Below are 22,988 nucleotides of genomic sequence, written 5' to 3' on the forward strand. Positions count from 1 at the left end.
TATGAAAATGCAGCGTTTAAAAACTATAATTCATTTTATAGAGAAAAATTCGATTGTAGCAGATATAGGTACGGACCATGGGGTCGTACCTATTTATCTTATAGAGGAAAATATTGCAAAAAAAGTGATTGCGACGGATATCAGCAAACCTTCTTTAGAAAAATTGGAAAACAAACTTCAAGAAAAGGCTGGATCATTAAATATTGAGACGAGATGCAGCGATGGATTAAAACAGATTCTTCCCTTTGAAGTCGATACGATTATTATTTCTGGAATGGGTGGAGTTTTGATAGAAGAAATATTATCTCATTCTATAGAGACAGCCAAAACTGCATCAACGCTTATACTTCAGCCGAATAATGCAGTAGACCATTTAAGGAGATGGCTTCTTTATAATGGTTTTTATATTGAGAATGAAAAAGATCTTTTTGAGAATCGAAAATACTATACGATTCTTTGCGTAAAGAGAGGACTCGATAAACCTTATACAGAAACAGAATACAAATTCGGAAGAAGATTGATAGAGAATCAATCTATTGTACTGAAGAAATATCTGATTCATTTAAAAGACGAAAAAAGCAGTATATTAACTAAATTAAACAGCATAGGGAGTTCCTCTGCCAGCGAACGGATAAATGAACTTCAAAAAGATATCAATGAAATTAATGAGGTGATTGAGGCATATGATTCTTAAGAATATTATAGAGGTGTTTCAACAGAGATACTCTGAATTCCTTCAAGAAGATTGGGATAATTCGGGTATTCAGATTGCAGATCTTAATAAAAAGATTTTCAAAGTCTTATTTGTAATAGATATTACGAAAGAAGCTTTAGAGTTTTCTATTGATCATAATATCGATTTGATCGTATCTCATCATCCATTATTTTTCACATCTTTAAAATCTTTAAATGCTTCCGAGGGCAAGTCTAAGCTTATACTATCCTTAATAAGGAACAATATAGATGTATATTCGATGCATACGAATATAGACAAGGTAAGAGACGGTGTATCGGATGAACTGCTTAATATGTTAGATTATGGCAATAAAGGATCTCTTGATGAGGAAGGATTCCTTCGATTTACCGAAGTTAACCATTCTTTTGAAAAGATAGCCCTTGAGATTAAGGAGAAATTCCATCAAGATAGGCTATTGTACTATGGGAAGCTAGATCATAGTGTTAATAAGATTGCTGTTTGCGGAGGCAGCGGCGGAAGTTTCATAAATCTTTGTATTGAAAAAGGTATCGATTTATATATTACTGGGGACCTAAAACATCATGATATTGAGGCAGCGTTATTAAATAATATGAATTTGATTGATTTGGGTCATTTTGATTCTGAGGTACATATTCTTGAAAGAATGAAAGAAGAACTTCAGAGTCATTTTCCAGAGATACAGTCATATATTCTAAAATCGAATCCATACGAAAGAAAATATCTTTAATTGCAAATAGTAATTTACTTTGTTATAATATATATCGAGTAAGTCAGATGATCGCGTTTTTTAACGAGGAAAGTCCGTGCACCATAGAGCAGGATGCTGGATAACGTCCAGTAGGGGCGACCCTAAGGCTAGTGCAACAGAAATATACCGCCGCTGCTTTTCGAAGCAGAGGTAAGGATGGAAAGGCGAGGTAAGAGCTCACCAGCAAATAGGCGACTATTTGGCTATGTAAACCCCATCTGGTGCAAAATCAAATAGGATAAAAAGATGGCTGCTCGCCATCTCCGGAAGGTAGATTGCTTGAGTCTATTGGCAACAATAGATCTAGATAGATGATCATCTAATACAGAACACGGCTTATAGACTTGGTCAAAGGCAGCGGAGACGCTGCCTTTTTTATTGTCAAAGTTTGTTTTGTACTTTTGTGCAATAAGTAGAAGGATAAAAATGTATTATAATAAACCTTCATTGGCTCTTCTAAATTATACAAGACTCTCAAAAAATAATAATTTATTATGAGAAAAAGCAGATCATAAATGATCTGCTTTTTTACATTGATTTCTCTGCTATTTCTGCTGTATCTATAATTTTATCGGAAAATTCAAGAATAAATTCCGAACCAAGTCCTTCTTTGCTATTTACCAATATTTTGCCTCCTAACCGATTGGTATAGTTTTTTACAATAGATAAACCAAGACCGGAGCCGCTGGTTTTCGTATTACGAACATTGTCGACTCTGTAGAAACGATCGAATATATTTGAAATTGACTCTTCAGCCATGCCGATTCCAGTGTCTCGTATGGAAATTAATATTTTATGATGACGATGAGTAAGTGTTAAATAGACTTTATCGTCTTTTTCACAAGCTTTTAATGCATTGCTTAATAAATTCTGGATGATTTGTGTTAATTTATCTTTGTCCGTGCTTATAGTAATCGACTTTTCTAAATTTGCAATCAGCAAGACTTCCTTTTTTAGGAAGGAAGGGTTCACAGCTATTGTAATTTCGTTCAGCAGCTCTTCAACATTAAAACGGGATATTGAGAGTTCTTCCTTAATTGCACCGCTAAAACTTTCTTTTAATCCTGTCACTATAACATTAAGTCTTAATAGTTCATTTAGTATAGTTTCGTAATTCTCTTCGCTAGGATCTATAATTCCGTCTTTCAAAGCTTCGATGTGCAATTGAAGATTTGTTAATGGTGTACGGAGTTCATGGCTGATGTCTTGAGCATAATTTTCTCGAATAGCCTTTTGATGCTTGAGAGTATTGGCAAGATATTCTATATCGTTGTTTAATGTCTCAATTTCATAGATATCAGAGGGAGGAAGGTTCAGATTTTCAAATTCTCCGTCTTTGATTTGATTCGTAGCTATGGATAAAAAGCTAATGGGTCTAGAAAGAGCATGGGCAATGAAATAATTCATTATAATAGTAGACATTAAAGCAATTATGCAGCTTATAAATAAAAACTTAAACATCGTTTGACTAAAGGATTTTGTCATGATATCGGTATAATTTGTATCGATAAAACTAAATTGAATTGTGCCTACCTGCTGATTGTTATCTATTAAAGGATAATCTTTTCGGATTATTTCATTATCCGGCTGAATATTCGTATCAGGAAGAGCATCTATATCCAATAAAATGTTATTGTCTTTATCAAGTATTTGCAATTGAAGCTGTTCGTTTGCAATATAGTTTTTAAGGAGTTCTCTTTTTTGCCCGATAGGATAGGGGGCATTCATTATTTCTGTAACCATCTGCTCGATAGACTGGAACTTGATATTCTGTTCATACTCTAGATATTCTCTAAAAGATGAATTAAAATTTAAACTTGTAATAAGCACAAGTATTGTAAATGGAATCAAGATGGCTATTAAAAATGTGATACTGATTTGTTTTCTAAACTTCATCTCCAAGTCCTGCCTTATAGCCTACTCCATAAACGGTCTTAATATATTTAGGAGATTTTGGCTGATCTTCAATTTTATGCCTTATATTTTTGATATGGGTATCTATTGCACGATCATAAGCATCATAGTGCATCCCAAAGGCTATCTCAATAATTTCTTCCCGAGTAAATATTTTTTGAGGATTTGAGAACAACGTTTGTATAATCTTAAATTCGTTATTTGTCAAAGAGACTTCTTGGCCGTTTTTCAATAATTTATGATTATCAAAATCGATTTTTATTCTTCCATTGTCGATATTCAGCCATTCGCTTTTTGGCAGATTATACTTTTCAACTCGTCTTAGAACAGTTTTTACTCTTTGTACCATTTCTTTAGGACTGAAGGGTTTTGAAATATAATCATCCGCACCTAATTTTAAACCCTTTACAATTTGTTCTTCTTCCACTTTTGCGGTAACCATAATTACAGGTGTTTCTGAATTTGTTCGGATATACTCCATAATTTCTTCTCCGCTTACTCCAGGAAGCATCAAATCCAGCAAGATTAAATCATAGCGGTTTTCTTTGATTTTTATTAATGCATCTTCCCCATTAAAGGATTGATCTACAAGATATCCTTCTTTTTCTAAGTATTTTCTTTCAATATTTGAAATTCCTACTTCGTCTTCTATAATTAAAATTGATATATCCAAGATAATACCTCCTTATTAAAATTATTATATAACATTTTTGTGAGTAAATTAAGTAAACGACACAGTAGGGTTAAAATTAAACTTATATTTGACTTATGTCTATAAGACTGTTATGATGATTTTAGACAATTTAATTCAATGTAAGTAAGAGGCCGCGGTGTGGATGAGTAAATTATGAAAGGCTACATCGCCGAAATACTAATTTAGTATTGGGGTCAAATCGAATAGGTTTGGGACTGTCATGGCGGGATGCCCATCTCGCTAATGGAGTACTTCTTGCATTGGGGCAGAAGTTGACTATGAACTATGAGTGCTTTTGCTCATGGTTTTTTTGTATTCGAGAGGATGATGAGATGAAGTTATTTGGAACAATGAAAATTTCCGATAATATGGTTGAGGTTGGCGGAGTCTCTGCACAATCGCTGGCAGAGGAATACGGTACCCCTCTTTATATTATTGACGAAGAACAGTTTAAGAATACGATTGCAGATTTTAAATACAATTTTTTAAGCAATCAGCTGAAAACAAATGTAATTTATGCTTCAAAAGCTCTATTAAATCTATATGTAGCAAAAATAATCGATGAATCAGGATTATCGCTGGATGTAGTTAGCGGCGGGGAATTATATACAGCTTTAAAGGCAGGATTTCCAGCAGAACGTATTTTTTTTCACGGCAACAATAAATTGGTAAAAGAATTGCAGATGGCAATAGAATCCAATGTAGGTACGATAATTGTCGATAATGAATTAGAAATAGAAATACTATCCGATCTTTTGAAAGACTATAAAAAATCTCAGCGAGTTCTATTGAGAGTAAATCCTGGTATAGATGCTCATACCCATGAATATATTAAGACTTCAAAAAATGATTCAAAATTTGGCGTGAGTATATTCGACGAAGATACGATTGAGATTATAAGACGCATACATGATGACGAATATTTAGGGTTCAAAGGTCTTCATTGCCATATAGGTTCTCAAATCTTTCAAGAAGATTCCTTTCTAAAAGAGTCTGAGACAATGCTGGAGTATATATCTAGAATTGAAAAAGAAGAAAATATCCATGTGGAAGAGTTGAATTTAGGCGGAGGGTTCGGTGTATATTACACAGAAGAAGACAAACCTTTTAGCATTAGCGAATTTCTAAAAAAATTAGTAAAATTTATAGAAGATTATTCGAAAAATAATGGACTTCATTTAAAGCAGATTGATATCGAACCCGGCCGTTCCTTAATTAATAACAGCGGCTCGACGCTGTATACGATCGGAGGAGTTAAGAGAACATTCGGAGGCAAAAATTATATTTTTGTAGATGGGGGAATGACGGATAATATTCGTCCAGCTTTATATCAAGCTGAGTATGAAGGTATTATAGCGAATAAAGCAGAAGAAAAACCAGCCGTTAAATATACAATAGCTGGAAAATGCTGCGAAAGCGGAGATCTTCTTATAAAAGATATTATACTTCCTGAGGCCGGCAGAAATGATTTGTTTTTAATAAATTCAACGGGAGCTTATAATTATTCTATGAGCAGCAATTATAATAGAATAGAAAAGCCGGCTATGGTTTTTGTTATGAACGGCAAGTCCAAACTAGCAGTTCGCAGAGAAGAATATAAAGATCTTATAGCAAATGATATAGTTATTAGTGATTAAAAAATAGATTAGAACAAGGAGAAGAAAATGAAAAAAGTTAATTTAGCTGTTGTTGGTGCTACTGGAAATGTTGGAAGAATGATTCTGAAGGTTTTAGAAGAAAAGGATTTTCCTATAGAAAATCTATACTTGTTTTCTTCTAAAAAATCCGCTGGATCGGAAATAGAATTTAAAGGAAAAAAATATGTGGTTGAAGAGCTGACCGAGGATGTTTTCGATAGAGATATCGATATAGCAACTTTTTCTGCGGGTGGAACGATTTCAGAAAAATTCGCTCCGATTGCAGCTAGTAAAGGAATTACAGTCGTAGACAACAGTTCTCGTTTCAGAATGGAAAAAGATATTCCGCTAGTAGTCCCTGAAGTAAACGGAAAAGAAGCATTAAATAATTCAGGAATCATTGCAAATCCAAACTGTTCTACAATACAGTCAGTACTGCCTTTAAAACCTTTATATGATAAATATGGTATTAAGAGAGTGATATATAATACTTATCAAGCAGTGTCCGGTTCAGGAATGAAAGCTATTGAAGATCTAGCAAATAAAACTTGCGAGGTATATCCATATCCGATTGCGTACAACTGCCTTCCTCATATTGATGTATTTCTTGAAAACGGCTATACAAAAGAAGAAATGAAGATGATTGAAGAAACTAGAAAAATATTAGATGATGATAGTTTAAAAGTAACAGCAACAACTGTACGTGTTCCTATTAAGAACTCTCATGCAGTAAGTATCAATGTTGAACTAGAAAAAGATTTTGATATTGAAGAAATCACAAAAGATTTTGAATCATTCCCGGGAATTATCATAAGAGATGATATTGAAAACAATATCTATCCTTTAGAGCAAGAATCCGATGGAAAAGATGAAGTTTTTGTAGGCCGTATTCGAAGAGACTTTAGTGTGGATAATGGCATCAACTTCTGGTGTGTAGCTGATAACCTACGAAAAGGAGCTGCTTCAAACACTGTCCAAATCGCCGAAATCGTAGCAAATGAAATGCAATAGGAGGCAAAATGACTTTATTTAGAGGATCGGGAGTAGCAATTGTTACTCCTTTTAATGAAGATATGACGGTTAATTATGAAGAATTAGACAAATTAATCGAATTCCAAATAGCAAATAAAACAGATGCAATCATAATAGCTGGAACTACTGGTGAAGCTTCAACATTATCAGACGAGGAGCATCTTGAATTGATCGGACATACTGTGAAAAAAGTCAATGGAAGACTACCAGTTATTGCTGGTACGGGCAGTAACGATACTCGCCACGGCATCAATCTAAGTGTAGAGGCTGAAAAGCTTGGTGTAGACGGTCTGCTGCAGGTGACACCGTATTATAATAAAACTACACAAAAAGGATTAAAGGAACATTTTTTAGCCATAGCAGATGCGGTAAATATTCCTATTATTCTATATACTGTTCCAGGTAGAACGAATATGCCGATAGCACCAGAAACTGTTTTAGAATTGTTGGACCATCCAAATATTATCGGCTTGAAAGATGCTACAGGGGATTTAGGCTATACGGTCGCTGTAAAAGCTCTATGCGGCGACAAAATTGATATTTATTCTGGGAATGATGATATAGTAGTACCATTATTATCAGTAGGGGGAATAGGGGTTATTTCTGTACTAGCCAATTGTGCTCCTCTTGAAACTCATAATATGGTTATGAATTATCTAGAGGGTAATGTTTCAGAAGCCAGGAGTCTTCAATTAAAATATAAAGAATTTATTGATGCTTTATTCGCTGAAGCGAGTCCTATACCTGTTAAATCAGCATTAGAACTTATGGGATATGGAAAAAGCAATCTACGCCTTCCTTTAACAAGTCCATCTGATTCGACAGTTGAATTATTAAAAACAAAAATGAAAGAGGTAGGATTACTCTAATAGGAGGAACAGGTGAATATTTTACTTGCAGGAGCTACAGGGGCAATGGGAAAAGTTGTAACTGAAGTTGTAGAAAACAAAGAACAATATCATATTGCAGCTGGATTTGGAGAAGGCGAGTCGAAAGCGGATTATCCTGTATATGCGGATATTATTGAAATAAATCCGGAAAATATTGATGTAATTATCGATTTTTCCGTCGCTGAAACCCTCGAGTCTATCTTAAACTATGGTACATCAAACAAAATTCCTATCGTGATTGCAGCGACAGGTCATAATGAAGAGCAGATTGAAAAGATAAAGCTTGCTTCGGAACAGATACCTGTTTTATGGTCTGGCAATATGAGCTTAGGTATTAATATAATGACTGAAATCGTGTCAGAACTAGCTGAAAAATTGGCCCAGTATGATATTGAAATTATTGAAAAACATCATCACTTTAAAAAAGATGCACCCAGCGGTACTGCTAAAATGCTCTATAATGCAGTTGGAAAAGGCCGAAATGGAGAAACCACTCCTATATATGACCGTCATGAGTTGAAAGAGCAAAGAAATTCTTCTGAAGTAGGGATACATACCATCAGAGCAGGCAGTATAGTTGGTGAACATTCTGTGATTTTTGCTGGGCTGGATGAAATCTTAGAAATCAAGCATCAGGCAGGTTCTAAAAAAATATTTGCAATTGGATCTCTGCAAGCTGCAGATTTCATCGTAAATGGTAAGCCTGGTTTGTATAGTATGAAAGATATTTTTTAGAAAGGAATTAGTATATGATAAAAATTGGAATTGTAGGATATGGTAATTTAGGCAAAGGAATTGAAAGAGCTTGCGAAGTGTTTGAAGATATGGAAGTTGTCGGAATTTTTACCCGCAGGAATCCAGAAGATATTAAGGCTAAAAGCGCAGTATACAGTGTAGATGAGCTTCCTTCCTTTAAGGATCAAATAGATGTCTGCTTATTAGCAGGCGGCTCAGCAACAGATTTAATGGAACAAGGACCTTCAGTATTAGAAAATTTCAATACTGTGGACTGTTATGATACCCATGCTAAAGTTCCTGAGTATTTTGATAAAATGAATCGTATCGGAAAAGAGAATGGAACACTATCTTTAATTTCTACAGGATGGGATCCGGGTTTATTTTCTATTCAGCGTTTATTTTCAGAATGTATTCTGCCGAAGGGAGATACCTATACATTTTGGGGAAAAGGTGTCAGCCAAGGACACAGCGATGCTCTCCGAAGGATAGAAGGGGTAAAAAATGCGATTCAGTATACGATTCCAAATCAAGATGTAATTGAAAAAATAAAAGCTGGAGAAAGGCTTGAACTTTCTACTAGAGACAAGCATTTTAGAGAATGTTTTGTAGTTTTAGAAGAAGGAGCTGATGAAAAGGCAATTACAGATGAGATTGTGAATATGCCAAATTATTTTTCTGATTATGATACAACGGTTCATTTTATATCGGAAGAAGAATTATCAGCAGAACATCAAGGCATGCCTCATGGCGGGACAGTTATCAGGATAGGGGAGACATCAAATGGCTGTAAACAGAATTATGAATTCAGTTTATCTCTGGATAGTAATCCTGAATTTACAGCTAGTGTGGCAGTAGCCTATGCAAGGGGTGTTCATAGAGCTTTTAAGGAAGGGAAAACAGGAGCAATTACCGTTTTTGACCTGCCGCTATCTTATTTATCAGTGTATACCGATGAAGAGCTAAGAAAAAACTATATCTAATCTAGTGAAATACAAAAACTGTTATTTTTCAGAGAAGTCTGAGAAATAACAGTTTTTTCGTAAAAAAAAGCAGAGAGTCGTTAGACTCTCTGCTTTAAGTTTTATTTATCGATATGAATATCTTCGTTTTTAGCTTTGATTGCAGCTTGTGCAGCGGCAGCTCTTGCTATCGGCACTCTGTATGGAGAACAAGAAACATAGTCTAATCCTATATTGTTGCAGAATTCTACTGTTTGCGGTTCTCCGCCATGCTCTCCGCAGATTCCCATATGGATATTAGGGTTAGCAGCTTTTCCTTTTTCTGCAGCTAATTTCACCAATTGACCCACACCGTCTTGATCTAATACCGCGAAAGGATCTTGAGGATATATTTTCTTTTCACTGTATTCAGGCAAGAATTTTCCAGCATCATCACGAGAGAATCCAAATGTCATTTGAGTTAAATCGTTAGTACCAAAACTGAAGAATTCAGCTTCTTTAGCAATTTCATCTGCCATTAACGCTGCTCGTGGAACTTCAATCATTGTACCGATATGGTATTCTACCTGGGTACCTTTTTCTTCGAATACTTTTCCGATTTCATCTATAATTTCATCTTTAACATATTTCATCTCTTTAATGTCGCCAACAAGAGGAATCATAATTTCAGGAATGATATCAGCGCCCTCTTCTTTAATTCTTAAAGCAGCATTTATAATCGCTCTAGCCTGCATACGATAAATTTCTGGATATGTTACTGCCAAACGGCAGCCTCTATGTCCAAGCATCGGGTTTACTTCATGAAGTTCGTCTACTTTGCTTACAATCTCATCATAGCTTAGATTCATCTCTTTTGCCAAAGCATCCATTTCTTCTTTTTTAGATGGAAGGAATTCATGAAGAGGAGGATCCAATAAACGAACTGTCACTGGAAGTCCAGTCATGATTTTATAAATTTCATAGAAATCTTCTTCTTGGAATGGAAGCAATTTATCCAATGCATTTTGACGCTGTTCTACACTGTTGGATAGTATCATTTCACGAACTGCTGGAAGTCTGTCTTCATGGAAGAACATATGCTCTGTACGGCATAATCCGATTCCTTCAGCGCCAAACTCTAAAGCTTGTTTCGCATCTCTCGGGTTGTCTGCATTTGTACGAACGTTAAGAATGCTTGTTTCGTCAACCCATTGCATATATTTTCCGAAGTTTCCAGTCATCTTAGGATTTTCTTTTTTGATTTCTCCTTTATAGATAGCCCCAGTACTTCCGTCTATAGAAATGACATCTCCTTCGGATAAAGTCAAATCTTTTACTTTTATTGTTTTAGCTCTTTCATCAACATGTACTTCGCTGGCGCCTGCAACACAGCATTTACCCATACCGCGGGCAACAACTGCAGCATGTGATGTCATACCTCCGCGAGCCGTTAAAATTCCTTTAGCGCTTATCATTCCTTCGATATCTTCTGGAGAAGTCTCTTGTCTTACAAGAATACAATCTTCGCCCTTTTCGGAAGCAGCTTTTACATCTTCGGCTGTAAAATAAATTTTACCGGATGCAGCTCCTGGAGATGCTGCCAAACCTTTGGCTATTGCTTTAGCGCTGTCTAAATCATCTTTATTAAACGTAGGATGCAATAGTTGATCTAGTGAGGCTGGTTCTACGCGAAGAACTGCATCTTCTTTAGAGATCAAGCCTTCTTCTACAAGGTCTACAGCTACGTTTAATGCAGCATGTGCAGTTCTTTTACCATTCCTAGTTTGAAGAATATATAATTTTCCTCTTTCAATTGTAAATTCAAGATCCTGCATATCTTTGTAATGATGTTCAAGTTTGTCGGCGATATCCTTAAACTGTTTATAAATATCAGGCATTATGTCTTCTAGATGAGAGATAGGCTGAGGCGTTCTAATACCGGCTACTACATCTTCGCCTTGTGCATTCATTAAGTACTCGCCAAATAATTTATTTTCTCCTGTAGATGGATTTCTTGAGAAAGCAACACCTGTACCAGAGGTATCACCCATGTTTCCATAGACCATGGATTGAACATTTACAGCTGTTCCTAAATCATCTGGAATATTATTAAGTTTTCTATAAATATTAGCGCGAGGATTATTCCAAGATCTAAAAACAGCTTCAATAGCATAAATCAATTGAGTTTTAGGATCTTGAGGGAAGTCTTCGCCTTGTTCTTCTTTATAGATGGCTTTGAACTCTTCAACTATTTCTTTTAAATCGTCGGCTGATAATTCAGTATCGTCTTTAACGCCTTTTGCTTCTTTCGCTTCGTCGATTTTTGTTTCAAATAAAGCTTTCGGTACTTCCATAGCTACATCAGAAAACATCTGAATAAATCTTCTGTATGAATCGTAAGCGAATCTTTCATTTTCAGTTGATTCGGCAACTCCTTTAACCGCCTCATCATTGAGACCAAGGTTTAAAATTGTGTCCATCATACCTGGCATTGAAAAAACAGCGCCAGAACGTACAGAAACAAGTAAAGGATTTTTTGGATCAGAGAATTTTTTGCCTTGAATCTTTTCTAATTCTTCCAAATGTTGATCGATTTCAGTTAATAGTGAATCCCAAAGCTGGCTGTTTTCTTCGTAGAAACGATTACAGGCTTCTGTAGTAATTGTAAAACCTTGGGGTACTGGCAAATCAAGACCAGACATTTCCGCTAGGTTGGCCCCTTTACCACCTAAAAGATTTCTCATCTCTTTGTTTCCTTCACTAAAACTGTAGACGTATTTTTTGTCCATTTCAGCACCTCTCCTTTAAATAATATTAGTTTTTTTCATGTGTTTTATGATGATTTCCGCTGTTTCTTCAATTGCTCTAGCGGATACATCAATGATTGGACAGCCAATTTTTCTCATAATTAAATGAGCATGTTCTATCTCGTCTAGTATTCTTCCTAAATCTGAATAAGAGGAGATAGGGGGCAGACCCATAGCCTTAAGCCTTTCTTTCCGAATTTCATTGAGCTTTTCCGGTGAATTTGTTAAGCCTATAACTTTTTTGGCTGGTATTTGAAATAGCTCATCCGGCACAGGTGTCTCCGGTACTAATGGAATATTGCAGACACGAATATTTTTATTTGCTAAATACATCGATAAAGGTGTTTTGGAAGTTCTAGATATACCTAATATCGTTATGTCTGCTATTAAAACGCCGCGTGGATCTTTACCATCATCATATCGCACTGCAAACTCGATTGCTTCAACACGTTTGAAATATTGTTCATCCAGCTTTCTCAAAGCACCTGGATTTACAATAGGCACTTGATCTGTCATTCGTTCAATTGCTATAATTGCTGGTGATAAAATATCTACGCTGGTTATATTATTAAGGTCACAATATTTTCGGGTATAATCAATAAGATTTTCATTGACAAGAGAATAATAAATGATACTATAAGGCGATTCGCTGCACTCTTCTAGTATATTATGTAGCTTATTGATATCTCTCACGTGTGAAAAACGTTTTATTTTGAAGTCTTTTATGGTAAATTGAGCTATAGATGCTTTTACGATCTGCTCTCCCGTTTCTCCGGTAGAGTCTGAAATGATGAATAGTCTAAGAGTTTCCATGATACCTCCTATGATAATTTAGGAAAACTATCTCTATTCATATTATACAACAAGAACCATAAAATTTCATTAATATTCTATGGAGATCTAAAGACTGTGAAAACATTTACTTGACTTTTTTGCAAGATAAAATATTCATAGGCACTAAGCATGATTATAATTAAAATAAGTAGATGTGATCGATTTCCCAGGAAGTTTATTTTTTAATGAATCTATTATTTGCTCTCTATTGAAAAAACAATTATGGAATTTGATTCTAGTCCCGCTTTCGTTGTATAGTAAAAATAATTATACTTTTAAGAGGTGAGTTTTTATGTCCTCCGAATATGAGGATCTTCTTTTATTACTAAATATTGTGCGTCTTTCTTATGACAAACAGTATGTTCTATATGAAGAAATCGGCATACGATCCATTAAAGAATTAAGAGAATCTCTCTATAATCTTCCATTCAGTCGGTCTATTATAGAAAAATTGAGCAAAAGGATAGACAAAACAGATATCGATAAATATAAAGATCGGCTTCTTCAGCTTAATATACATAAAGTGCATTATACAGATCTAGATTACCCTGAAAACTTAATACATATTCAAAATCCGCCTCCTACATTGTATTACAAAGGTATATTAGAAAAAACTTTTAATAAAGGCGTTTCTGTAGTCGGTTCAAGAAAATGTACAGATTATGGCAAATATGTCTGCGAAAAACTTGTAAGAGAACTTAGTTATTATAAAATACCCATAATATCCGGATTAGCATTGGGAATAGATGGAATTGCTCATAGAGCTGCGTTGGACAACGATAATAAGACATTAGGGGTTTTGGGTAATGGATTAGATCAAATATATCCTAAGAGCAATAGAGCTTTGTATTCAAAAATGGAAGACAATGGTTGTATTATTTCAGAATTTCCATTAGGATCGGATCCAAAGCCTTATAACTTTCCTCAAAGAAATCGCATTATAAGCGGTATAGGTATGGGCGTGTTAGTGATAGAAGCTCAGGAGAAATCAGGAACTTTATTAACGGCAACGGCTGCTGGAGAACAAGGTAGAGAAGTATTTGCAGTACCAGGCAATATCTTTTCCCAAGGAAGCAGCGGTACAAATAAGCTTATCCAAGACGGAGCAAAGCTTGTTATGAACGTAGAAGATATTCTAAATGAACTGCCTTACGAGGACAGTATATTACAGACACAGTGTAAAGAAGAAATAAATGAAGAGTTAAGCGGAAATGAAAAAAGTATTTTCCAATCGTTGATGATCTCTCCTAAGAATTGCGATGAACTTTGTTTTGAAAAAGACATGGCAATCAGTGAAGTGCTGGAAATTATCACCAGTCTTGAGCTGAAAGGACTTATTGGAATGATTGGGGATAAATATAGCATATTAAAGTGAGAGGATGAATTTTTTGGCTAAAAATTTAGTGATTGTAGAGTCGCCAACTAAAGCAAAGACGATTTCAAAAATGCTGGGTTCAAATTATAAAGTAATCGCTTCTGTAGGACATTTGCGCGATTTGCCCAAAAGCAGAATGGGAGTAAATATTGAAGATGATTTTGAACCGGAATATATCAATGTCCGAGGCAAAGGCGATATTATAAAAAACATAAAAAAGGAAACAAAAAATGCAGAAAAAGTTTTTTTAGCCACTGACCCGGATCGGGAAGGAGAGGCAATCTCTTGGCATTTAAACTTTATTTTAGGATTAGACTTGGATCAAGCGAATAGAGTCGTTTTTCAAGAAATAACAAAGGAAGCAGTAAAAAAAGCGATCCAAGAGCCTAGGAAAATTGATATGGACTTAGTGGACGCACAACAGGCTAGACGAGTTCTCGATCGGATAGTAGGATATAATCTATCTCCATTATTATGGAAAAAAGTTAAAAGCGGGTTAAGTGCTGGACGTGTTCAATCAGTGGCCTTAAAATTGGTTTGCGATAGAGAAAAGGAAATCAGAGAATTTGTAAAAGAGGAATATTGGACGGTGCATTCAACATTTCTTGAACAAAAGCAGAGTTTCGAGGCAAATCTCAAGTCTAAACTCATAAAGGGAAAAGAAGTAAAAATTGAGATACCCGAAGAAAAAGAAGCTGATCGGATTATCTCCGAAATAAAAGGCAAAGAGAATCTGATTACCAAAGTGACAAAACGGAAAAAAAGAAAAAATCCGTATCCGCCTCATACCACTAGTACACTTCAGCAGGATTCATACAGTAAACTAGGTTTTTCAACCGGCAGAACTATGTCCATTGCTCAGCAGCTGTATGAAGGGATTTCCATTGGAAAAGAAGGGACAGTAGGTCTGATCTCCTATATGAGAACGGACTCTACTCGTTTATCCAATGAAATTATACAAGAAGCTTTACAATATATACGCAAAGAATACGGAGAAAACTATTCTTCTAAAGGGGTAAACTATGGCAAACAAAAAAAAGGCTCTCAAGACGCCCATGAAGCCATAAGACCCAGCTCGATTCAACGTTCTCCTAAATCTTTGAGATCTTATCTAACAGATGATCAGTATAAACTTTACAATCTTATCTGGACAAGGGTAGTTGCAAGTCAAATGATGCCGGCGCAATACAAGTCGACTTCCGTTCAAATACAAAATGGAGAGTATATCCTTCAATCTAATGGGTTAATAGAATTGTTTGATGGATTTACAAAAGTATATACTGTAGGCGGAAGCCAGGATAAAATTCTTCCAGATTTAAAAAAAGGTACTGTTTTGAAAGAAATTTCTGTAGACAAGCAACAGCATTTCACAAAACCTAAACCGAGATATACAGAAGCTTCTCTTGTGAAGACATTAGAAGAAGACGGTATTGGAAGACCCAGCACGTATTCATCCATTATTTCAAGTTTATTAAAACGCCACTATGTAGAAATTAAAGAGAAGAAGTTTTTCTCTACGCAGATCGGGGAAAATGTTAACGAATTTCTTTCTAAATATTTCAAAGATATCGTCAATGAAGAATTTACCGCAGGATTGGAAAAAGAATTAGATGAAATCGCTGATGACAAGAAAGATTGGAAGAGAGTAATATCTGTATTTTATGAAAAATTTGAAGGGGAACTGGATAAAGCAAAAGAAGCAGAAGAAAAGTTTAAGATTAAAGATCAGCCAATTGATGAAATTTGTCCAGAATGCGGAGATCATTTAGTAATCAAGCATGGAAGAAACGGAAAATTTATCGGCTGCAGTAATTTTCCAGATTGTAAATTTACAAAAACTATTGTTAAGAGTACGGGAATTAAATGTCCTAAATGCAAAACAGGAGATATGATAGAAAAAGTATCTAAGCGAGGGAAAGTTTTTTATGGATGCAGCTCCTATCCGAAATGCGACTATGCATTATGGGATAAACCTACTGGAGAGAAATGTCCTAAATGCGGTTCTTTGCTTGTTCATAAGAAAAATAGAAAGACGGATAAAATACTTTGCAGCAATGAGAATTGCGACTATGAAAAGTAGTTGTAATTCTGGTTAGAATATGTTATTCTACTCAAGTACGTATTTTAAAAATACACACACTCTAGGATCAAAGGAATGTTGCCACAGGTTTTCATTTGAGGGGAATAGAGTGGAGGAAAAAACAATGGAGGAATTAAAATGTCAGTTATTTCAATGAAACGATTATTAGAAGCAGGTGTTCACTTCGGACATCAAACAAGAAGATGGAATCCTAAAATGAAGAAATTCATCTTTACAGAAAGAAATGGTATCTACATTATCGATTTACAAAAAACTGTAAAGAAAATGGACGAAGCTTATAATTATGTTAGAGATATCGCTGCAGACGGCGGACAAGTGTTGTTTGTAGGTACGAAAAAACAAGCTCAAGAAGCAATTGAAACAGAAGCAAAAAGATGCGGACAGCCATATGTAAGCCAAAGATGGTTAGGCGGAATGCTTACCAACTTTAAAACAATTAAAAGCAGAATTGCTAGACTTCGCGAATTAGAAGCTATGGAAGAAGATGGAACTTTTGATTTGCTTCCTAAAAAAGAAGTAAGCAAACTTAAATTAGAGCAGGAAAAATTAGAAAAATTCCTTGGCGGAATCAAAGATATGGAGAAAATTCCAGCAGCAATTTTTATTATCGATCCTAAAAAAGAAAAAATTGCAGTTAACGAAGCTCATATTTTAAATATACCTGTTATTAGTGTTGTAGACACGAACTGTGATCCTGATGAAGTTGATCTTCCTATCCCTGGAAATGACGATGCAATTCGTGCCGTTAAACTTCTTACAGGAAAGATTGCTGATGCAGTTGTAGAAGCAAATCAAGGTGCTCAAAACGAAGCGGAAACAGTAGAAGCTGCTGAAGAGAGTACAGAAGAAGTAACAGAAGCGTAATTTTTAGGTAAGAGGGAAAGTATTGAACTTTTACTCTTACCTTTGTTTTTTGAGACTATAGAACAAGGAAATATATGGAGGTTTATTAATAATGTCAATTAGTGCATCAATGGTAAAAGAATTAAGAGAGCAAACAGGCGCTGGAATGATGGACTGCAAGAAAGTTCTTGTAGAAGCAGACGGAAATATGGCGAAAGCTGCTGAATTATTAAGAGAAAAAGGTCTTGCAGGTGCTGCTAAAAAAGCTGGAAGAATTGCTTCTGAAGGTGTTGTAGTAAGCTATATTCACGGCGGCAGAATCGGATCTATTATCGAAATCAATTCTGAAACAGATTTCGTTGCAAAAAATGATGATTTCCAAAATTTCGCAAAAGATATGGCAATGCAGGTAGCAGCTTCTAATCCAAAATATGTTAGAAGAGAAGAAGTTCCTTCAGATATAGTAGAAGAAGAAAGAGAAGTTTTAGTCAGACAAGCTATGAATGAAAATGCTGAAAAAGGTATGGACGAAGCGAAATCAAAAATGATTGCTGAGAAAAAAGTAGAAGGAAGATTAAACAAATTTTATGAGCAGATCTGTTTATTAGAACAGCCTTTTATTAAAGATCCATCAGTAACTGTACAAGAATTATTAACAAATCTTGTTGCAAAAATTGGTGAGAATATCCAAATCAGAAGATTTGTTCGTTATGAAGTAGGCGAAGGTCTTGAAAAAAGAGAAGAAAACTTCGCAGACGAAGTAGCAAAACAAATGGGCAACTAAATAGAAACTGGAGGCTAGGAGCATTAACTGTTTTTAGCCTTTTTCTTTGCTTTTCTATATTGCTAAGCTTTAAAATATATAAGAATTTACAAGTTCCTATCAATTACAACTTGAAAGGAAGGGTATTTATTAATAGAATAACAATTAAGTAATATCTATATAATAATCAGAACATTCATAGATGCGTTAGACCGTTATGTAAACGATTGTACATATATTTTCCTGATGCATTGTGAAAATATATCGATAGGATTAAGCGATACATAGAAGCTGATATTTATAGATTAACTGAGAGGAGGCTGCAGTAGAGGAGAAATTTTATATTTGTATTTGAAAAAATCTAAACAAAAATTCATATCATCCGATATGAATAATATTCTTTATTGAAAAAGGAGGTCAATATGGAAAGCAAGAAAAACGGTTTCATTGAGAGTTATTTTAAGCTGACAGAAAATAACACCGATGTCAGGACGGAGGTTATTGCTGGTTTAACTACATTTTTAGCAATGAGTTATATTCTAGCTGTAAACCCCATGATTTTGGCGGGCCCTTTTGAAGGTACCCCAGACTTTGCTAAATATTTTAGCGGTATTTTTATCGGTACTTGTATCATTTCTTTTATCGGTACGATGCTGACAGCGTTATATGCCAGACTGCCCTTTGCCCAAGCACCTGGTATGGGATTAAATGCATTTTTTGCATATACAGTTATGCTTGCAATGGGATATACTTATCAGCAGGCATTAGCCGTTGTATTCCTTTCAGGGGTAGCATTTATTATAATGTCCTTAGGCGGTATACGTACAGCAATTATGAATGCAATTCCTGAAGCTATTAAAGGAGCTATAGGACCTGGTATCGGATTATTTTTGACTATTATCGGTTTGAAAAACAGCTCCCTTATCGTAAGCAACCCTTCAACACTAGTTGGTATCATTGATTTTTCTCTACTAGGATCCGCTGGCGATGCAAATGGTATGGTATTTGCTGGTGGAATGCAGTATGAAGCTGCTGCTTACAATACTATGATAAAATCTGCACTCGTAACACTAGTTGTATTAGTTGTGTTAGCAGTATTACTTTCCAAAAAATTTAAAGCAGCAATGCTTATAAGTATTATTGTCGGAACTATTATCGGTTTTCCTTTAGGTTTATCGACAATGACTGAGATGATGGGACTAGGACAGCAATTCAGCAATTTCTTTGAAGTATCGTTCTTCAATATGGATCTGCCGGGACTTTTATCAAAGGGGGATACACCGCTCACATCTATATTCAATCTCGTGATGCTTATTATCGCCTTTGGTTTGGTTAATCTCTTTGACACCATGGGTACCCTTCTAGGGACCGCCAGGGCAGCAGATCTAGTCGATGAGAAAGGGAATCCTATCCGAATGGAAAAAGCATTATTGTCAGATGCTATCTCAAGTGCAGGTGCTGCATTAGTAGGTAGTTCTACATGTACAACATATGCTGAGTCTGCAGCGGGGGTTGCCGTTGGTGGTAAAACCGGACTTGCATCCGTTATTACAGGAATATTATTCTTAGCATCATTAATCCTTGCACCGATTATAGGACTTGTCCCTGCAGCTGCAACAGCTCCAGCGATGATATATCTTGGTGTTTTAATGATGAAACAAATACAGCATGTTGATTTTTCAGACGTGACAAATGCTATACCTGCATTTTTAACAGTTGTAATCATGCCTTTTACATATTCCATTGCAAATGGGATAGCCGTTGGTATAATAAGTTTTATTTTAATAAAATTATTCTCTGGCAAGGCTAAAGAAGTAAATTGGATAATTACTATAATTGCTATATTATTTGTAATACGTTTTGCGTTTATGGTATCTGGCTAGAAAAAAAGGTCTTGTTTCTTGATGAAATAAGACCTTTTTCTATGTTTATCCGTAGTATATCTAATATGGAAAGACTTTCTAAAGATTGCAATGGATGAGTGATTAAGATATAATATTTTTTAGGTTAAATAATAAATAAGCCTGTCTTTTTGGCAGAATTATTTTTTTAAATAATAAAATGAATTTCAGATATAATATTATAATGAATGTAAATGGAGAACTTTGGTTCTTCATTTATCTTATGTATAGGAGGGTCTATGGAACTCGCATATAAAAGGGTCATAATAAAATTAAGCGGTGAAGCACTATCGGGCAATAAAGGATATGGATTAGATGACGAAGTCATCGATCGTATCTGTATGGCAATACGTGAAGTACATACAATGGGATTGGAAATAGCAATCGTTGTTGGGGGTGGAAATTTTTGGAGAGGACGATCTAATGAAAATATAGATCGATCGACTTCAGACAATATGGGAATGCTTGGAACTATAATAAATGCATTAAGACTTCAGGCATCGCTAGAAAATCTTGGAGTGGAAACCAGAGTTCAAACTTCTATAGAAATGAGGGAAATTGCAGAGCCCTATATCAGAAGAAGAGCAATTCGCCATATAGAAAAAGGAAGAATCGTAATTTTTGGAGCGGGTGCAGGTCTTCCATATTTCTCAACAGACACGACCTCAGCTTTAAGAGCAGCAGAAATTAATGCAGACGTTATATTAGCTGGCAAGACAGGTGTTGACGGTGTATATGATTCAGATCCAAATATAAATAAAGATGCAGTCAAATATGATGAATTAAGCTATATTGAAATCTTAAATAAAGGATTAGGTATCATGGATTCTACTGCAACCTCTTTATGTATGGATAATCATATACCTCTTGTAGTATTCGGCATCGATGATCCAACCAATCTAGTTCGCGTTGCAGTAGGCGAAAAAATAGGTACTGTCGTTAGATAAATTTGAAAGGAGATAGAGTTATGGTACAGGAAGTATATAAAGAAACAGAAGAAAAGATGGAAAAAACAATCACTGCATTTCAAAATGAATTGACTGCGATAAGAGCAGGGAGAGCAAATCCACAGCTGTTAGATCGGATGACTGTCGATTATTATGGCGTACAAACGCCTATAAATCAGGTAGCAACAATCTCTACACCGGAGCCTAGATTGTTAGTTATTCAGCCTTGGGATGCTTCTTTAATCCCAGCAATTGAAAAAACTTTATTGGGTTCAGATCTAGGAATCACTCCATCAAATGATGGAAAATTGATACGTCTGCCTTTTCCTCAACTTACTGAAGATAGACGTAAAGAATTAGTTAAAGTAGTAGGCGCTGCTTCTGAAAAAGCAAAAGTTGCAATTAGAAACTCACGCAGAGATGCTATGGATACTGTTAAAAAACAAGAAAAAGCTTCAGAAATAACAGAAGATGAAAAGATACAAGCGGAGCAGGAAATTCAAAAGATCACTGACACCTATATTGAAAAAATCGTAGATATTGTCAAGGTAAAAGAAAGTGAACTAATGGATATTTAATTTTGGAGAAACAAATGGAAAATGCTGAAATACAAAAACAAATTAAAAACAATTCAGTGCCGGTCCATGTAGGAATTATAATGGATGGAAATGGAAGATGGGCCAAGAAACGCCATCTTCCACGTATTTCAGGTCATAAAGTCGGTGCTGAGAGAATTGAAGATATTCTCGAAGAATCAGTAGCGTTAGGTATTCAATACTTAAGTCTATATGCCTTTTCAACAGAAAACTGGAAAAGGCCAAAAGAAGAAGTAAACAGTCTTATGAATCTTATCGTGCGATATGTAAATAGCAGATTAAGCGATTTTAAGAAAAATAATATAAAGCTTCTTACTATGGGAGATATTAGCAAACTCCCGACTAGCGCTCTAAATGCTGTAAACTACGCGAAAGAAGAGACAAAAGACAACAATGGTTTGACTCTTAATATAGGACTTAATTATGGCGGACGAGATGAAATAGTTTCTGGCATAAAGGCTTTATTCAAAGAATATGAAAAAGACCCGACTATAATAAAGAATCTTGACAGCGAATTATTTAAATCCTTTTTGGATACGAAAGATCAGCCGGATGTGGATCTGCTGATTCGTCCAGGAGGAGAAAAAAGAATCAGTAATTTTATGCTTTATCAGATTGCCTATTCCGAGTTTTATTTTACAGAGTGTTTATGGCCTGATTTTACAAAAGAAGAGTTTCAAAAAGCTATTTTAGAATTTCAAAATAGAGAAAGAAGATATGGAGGATTAAAATGAAAAAACTTGTTGTGCGTACAATAACAGGCGTTCTCGTTTTAATAGCCTCCATTTTTTTCACTTATAAAGGATCCTTTTCTTTGTTGGCTTTTTTATTATTCTTATCCAATGTAGGTCTTTATGAATTAAACATCGCTCTAAAAAAAATAGGATTCCATCAGAATATATCACTGGTATATATAGCGAACTCGATAATTATGGTATTTGCAATGCTTAAGAATATGCCGGCGATAACGGGTGTCTTGATCGCATTTTCTATGATTACATTTGTTTCCTATGTATTAGCAGAAAAAGGAAAATTAGAAGATATTATGGCACAGCTCTTTTCTTTGATCTATATTTCGATACCTTTTTCCATGATGTTTTTTCTAGAATCTACACTCTTTATCTGGCTTGTTTATATTTGCGCATGGGGCACAGATACATTGGCATATATATGCGGAAGCCTCTTCGGCAGACACAAGCTTATTCCAAAAGTGAGTCCGAAAAAGACTGTAGAAGGAGCCGTCGGAGGAATGATCGGCGTCGGTATAATTTGTTTTGGCTTTGCAACAGCTATCAATAGTACCAATGTATTATCCATAGTATTTTTAGGAATGATCGGTTCTTTATTAGGACAAGTTGGTGATCTTTGTGCCTCTAAACTAAAAAGATTATCCGGATTAAAGGATTATGGATCAATATTTTTAGGTCATGGGGGAGTATTAGATCGTTTTGACAGTATTTTATTTACGATCCCTTATATATACATTATATATTTATTCATATAGGAGAATTT

General features: G+C 35.2%; 20 protein-coding genes, 1 other RNA gene and 1 riboswitch. Of the genes, 17 read left to right on the plus strand and 4 right to left on the minus strand.

Going from position 1 to position 22,988, the window contains the following annotated elements; all coding sequences use genetic code 11:
• The first annotated feature begins 1 nt into the window (after position 1).
• The 3 genes from ACTQ46_RS00570 (at position 2) to rnpB (ending at position 1,821) form a co-directional block, all read left to right on the plus strand.
• Positions 2 to 694: a tRNA (adenine(22)-N(1))-methyltransferase gene (locus tag ACTQ46_RS00570; RefSeq protein ID WP_441746607.1), complete on the plus strand. Its 693-nt coding sequence runs from the start codon at positions 2 to 4 to the stop codon at positions 692 to 694.
• The gene (locus tag ACTQ46_RS00575; RefSeq protein WP_441746608.1) at positions 684 to 1,445 is read left to right on the plus strand and encodes a Nif3-like dinuclear metal center hexameric protein; all 762 of its coding nucleotides are present in this window, start codon (positions 684 to 686) and stop codon (positions 1,443 to 1,445) included. Before ACTQ46_RS00570 ends, ACTQ46_RS00575 begins: the two co-directional genes overlap by 11 nt.
• Positions 1,446 to 1,480: 35 nt before the next feature.
• Positions 1,481 to 1,821, plus strand: an RNA gene (rnpB, locus tag ACTQ46_RS00580) — RNase P RNA component class A.
• Positions 1,822 to 1,994: 173 nt separating this feature from the next.
• On the opposite strand, the gene ACTQ46_RS00585 is transcribed toward rnpB, so the two are convergent.
• Positions 1,995 to 3,362: a sensor histidine kinase gene (locus tag ACTQ46_RS00585; protein WP_441746610.1), complete on the minus strand. Its 1,368-nt coding sequence runs from the start codon at positions 3,360 to 3,362 to the stop codon at positions 1,995 to 1,997.
• On the minus strand, positions 3,352 to 4,056 hold the full coding sequence (locus ACTQ46_RS00590; RefSeq protein ID WP_441746775.1) for a response regulator transcription factor: 705 nt from the start codon (positions 4,054 to 4,056) through the stop codon (positions 3,352 to 3,354). The genes ACTQ46_RS00585 and ACTQ46_RS00590 overlap by 11 nt, the downstream gene beginning before the upstream one ends.
• 135 nt (positions 4,057 to 4,191) lie before the next feature.
• Positions 4,192 to 4,336: riboswitch (Lysine riboswitch) on the plus strand.
• 70 nt (positions 4,337 to 4,406) lie between these two features.
• Between ACTQ46_RS00590 and lysA the strand changes: the two genes are divergently transcribed.
• From lysA to ACTQ46_RS00615, 5 genes are read left to right on the plus strand one after another with little or no spacing between them, the layout of a single operon-like run.
• Positions 4,407 to 5,711 carry a diaminopimelate decarboxylase gene (lysA, locus tag ACTQ46_RS00595; protein WP_441746612.1) on the plus strand — a complete coding sequence of 435 codons (1,305 nt, stop codon included), beginning with the start codon at positions 4,407 to 4,409 and terminating at the stop codon, positions 5,709 to 5,711.
• 27 nt (positions 5,712 to 5,738) lie between these two features.
• Complete coding sequence (locus ACTQ46_RS00600; protein WP_441746614.1) at positions 5,739 to 6,722, plus strand: aspartate-semialdehyde dehydrogenase; 984 nt, start codon at positions 5,739 to 5,741, stop codon at positions 6,720 to 6,722.
• 8 nt (positions 6,723 to 6,730) lie between these two features.
• On the plus strand, positions 6,731 to 7,612 hold the full coding sequence (gene dapA, locus ACTQ46_RS00605) for a 4-hydroxy-tetrahydrodipicolinate synthase (RefSeq protein ID WP_441746616.1): 882 nt from the start codon (positions 6,731 to 6,733) through the stop codon (positions 7,610 to 7,612).
• A gap of 12 nt (positions 7,613 to 7,624) precedes the next feature.
• A complete protein-coding gene (dapB, locus tag ACTQ46_RS00610; RefSeq protein WP_441746617.1) occupies positions 7,625 to 8,368 on the plus strand; it encodes a 4-hydroxy-tetrahydrodipicolinate reductase in 744 nt (247 codons plus the stop codon).
• Between the two features lie 14 nt (positions 8,369 to 8,382).
• On the plus strand, positions 8,383 to 9,351 hold the full coding sequence (locus ACTQ46_RS00615) for a diaminopimelate dehydrogenase (protein WP_441746619.1): 969 nt from the start codon (positions 8,383 to 8,385) through the stop codon (positions 9,349 to 9,351).
• 101 nt (positions 9,352 to 9,452) lie between these two features.
• Here ACTQ46_RS00615 and ppdK read toward each other — a convergent pair whose 3' ends face one another.
• Entirely contained in the window at positions 9,453 to 12,098 is a 2,646-nt protein-coding gene (gene ppdK, locus ACTQ46_RS00620; protein ID WP_441746621.1) for a pyruvate, phosphate dikinase, read from the minus strand.
• A 15-nt stretch (positions 12,099 to 12,113) separates the two neighbouring features.
• Positions 12,114 to 12,929, minus strand: a complete 816-nt coding sequence (locus ACTQ46_RS00625) for a pyruvate, water dikinase regulatory protein (protein ID WP_441746623.1) — start codon at positions 12,927 to 12,929, stop codon at positions 12,114 to 12,116.
• Between the two features lie 313 nt (positions 12,930 to 13,242).
• On the opposite strand from ACTQ46_RS00625, the gene dprA reads away from it, so the two are divergent.
• The 9 genes from dprA to ACTQ46_RS00670 all read left to right on the plus strand — a co-directional run bounded on the left by dprA (position 13,243) and on the right by ACTQ46_RS00670 (position 22,980).
• Entirely contained in the window at positions 13,243 to 14,325 is a 1,083-nt protein-coding gene (gene dprA / locus ACTQ46_RS00630; protein ID WP_441746625.1) for a DNA-processing protein DprA, read from the plus strand.
• A gap of 4 nt (positions 14,326 to 14,329) precedes the next feature.
• The gene (gene topA, locus ACTQ46_RS00635) at positions 14,330 to 16,405 is read left to right on the plus strand and encodes a type I DNA topoisomerase (protein WP_441746627.1); all 2,076 of its coding nucleotides are present in this window, start codon (positions 14,330 to 14,332) and stop codon (positions 16,403 to 16,405) included.
• Between the two features lie 138 nt (positions 16,406 to 16,543).
• Positions 16,544 to 17,290 carry a 30S ribosomal protein S2 gene (gene rpsB / locus ACTQ46_RS00640; RefSeq protein ID WP_441746628.1) on the plus strand — a complete coding sequence of 249 codons (747 nt, stop codon included), beginning with the start codon at positions 16,544 to 16,546 and terminating at the stop codon, positions 17,288 to 17,290.
• Between the two features lie 88 nt (positions 17,291 to 17,378).
• Complete coding sequence (tsf, locus tag ACTQ46_RS00645) at positions 17,379 to 18,053, plus strand: translation elongation factor Ts (protein ID WP_441746777.1); 675 nt, start codon at positions 17,379 to 17,381, stop codon at positions 18,051 to 18,053.
• Positions 18,054 to 18,454: 401 nt separating this feature from the next.
• Positions 18,455 to 19,915, plus strand: a complete 1,461-nt coding sequence (locus ACTQ46_RS00650) for an NCS2 family permease (RefSeq protein WP_441746630.1) — start codon at positions 18,455 to 18,457, stop codon at positions 19,913 to 19,915.
• Between the two features lie 257 nt (positions 19,916 to 20,172).
• Entirely contained in the window at positions 20,173 to 20,880 is a 708-nt protein-coding gene (gene pyrH / locus ACTQ46_RS00655; RefSeq protein ID WP_441746632.1) for a UMP kinase, read from the plus strand.
• Positions 20,881 to 20,900: 20 nt separating this feature from the next.
• On the plus strand, positions 20,901 to 21,458 hold the full coding sequence (frr, locus tag ACTQ46_RS00660; protein ID WP_441746634.1) for a ribosome recycling factor: 558 nt from the start codon (positions 20,901 to 20,903) through the stop codon (positions 21,456 to 21,458).
• 14 nt (positions 21,459 to 21,472) lie between these two features.
• On the plus strand, positions 21,473 to 22,210 hold the full coding sequence (locus ACTQ46_RS00665) for an isoprenyl transferase (RefSeq protein ID WP_441746636.1): 738 nt from the start codon (positions 21,473 to 21,475) through the stop codon (positions 22,208 to 22,210).
• Positions 22,207 to 22,980, plus strand: coding sequence for a phosphatidate cytidylyltransferase (locus ACTQ46_RS00670; RefSeq protein WP_441746638.1), 774 nt, complete (start codon positions 22,207 to 22,209; stop codon positions 22,978 to 22,980). Before ACTQ46_RS00665 ends, ACTQ46_RS00670 begins: the two co-directional genes overlap by 4 nt.
• Positions 22,981 to 22,988: the final 8 nt, after the last annotated feature.

This window comes from Gallicola sp. Sow4_E12 (assembly GCF_052116305.1).
Taxonomy (GTDB): Bacteria; Bacillota; Clostridia; order Tissierellales; family Peptoniphilaceae; genus JBQKLI01.

Bases quoted from the DNA above. Each gene is read 5' to 3' on its own strand.
- ACTQ46_RS00665 (WP_441746636.1), top strand. From the start codon at position 21,473: ATGGAAAATGCTGAAATACAAAAACAAATTAAAAACAATTCAGTGCCG.
- lysA (WP_441746612.1), top strand. From the start codon at position 4,407: ATGAAGTTATTTGGAACAATGAAAATTTCCGATAATATGGTTGAGGTT.
- rpsB (WP_441746628.1), top strand. From the start codon at position 16,544: ATGTCAGTTATTTCAATGAAACGATTATTAGAAGCAGGTGTTCACTTC.
- ppdK (WP_441746621.1), bottom strand. From the start codon at position 12,098: ATGGACAAAAAATACGTCTACAGTTTTAGTGAAGGAAACAAAGAGATG.
- ACTQ46_RS00600 (WP_441746614.1), top strand. From the start codon at position 5,739: ATGAAAAAAGTTAATTTAGCTGTTGTTGGTGCTACTGGAAATGTTGGA.
- pyrH (WP_441746632.1), top strand. From the start codon at position 20,173: ATGGAACTCGCATATAAAAGGGTCATAATAAAATTAAGCGGTGAAGCA.
- ACTQ46_RS00570 (WP_441746607.1), top strand. From the start codon at position 2: ATGAAAATGCAGCGTTTAAAAACTATAATTCATTTTATAGAGAAAAAT.
- dprA (WP_441746625.1), top strand. From the start codon at position 13,243: ATGTCCTCCGAATATGAGGATCTTCTTTTATTACTAAATATTGTGCGT.
- frr (WP_441746634.1), top strand. From the start codon at position 20,901: ATGGTACAGGAAGTATATAAAGAAACAGAAGAAAAGATGGAAAAAACA.
- ACTQ46_RS00615 (WP_441746619.1), top strand. From the start codon at position 8,383: ATGATAAAAATTGGAATTGTAGGATATGGTAATTTAGGCAAAGGAATT.
- ACTQ46_RS00670 (WP_441746638.1), top strand. From the start codon at position 22,207: ATGAAAAAACTTGTTGTGCGTACAATAACAGGCGTTCTCGTTTTAATA.
- ACTQ46_RS00625 (WP_441746623.1), bottom strand. From the start codon at position 12,929: ATGGAAACTCTTAGACTATTCATCATTTCAGACTCTACCGGAGAAACG.
- ACTQ46_RS00650 (WP_441746630.1), top strand. From the start codon at position 18,455: ATGGAAAGCAAGAAAAACGGTTTCATTGAGAGTTATTTTAAGCTGACA.
- ACTQ46_RS00575 (WP_441746608.1), top strand. From the start codon at position 684: ATGATTCTTAAGAATATTATAGAGGTGTTTCAACAGAGATACTCTGAA.
- topA (WP_441746627.1), top strand. From the start codon at position 14,330: ATGAATTTTTTGGCTAAAAATTTAGTGATTGTAGAGTCGCCAACTAAA.
- ACTQ46_RS00585 (WP_441746610.1), bottom strand. From the start codon at position 3,362: ATGAAGTTTAGAAAACAAATCAGTATCACATTTTTAATAGCCATCTTG.
- dapA (WP_441746616.1), top strand. From the start codon at position 6,731: ATGACTTTATTTAGAGGATCGGGAGTAGCAATTGTTACTCCTTTTAAT.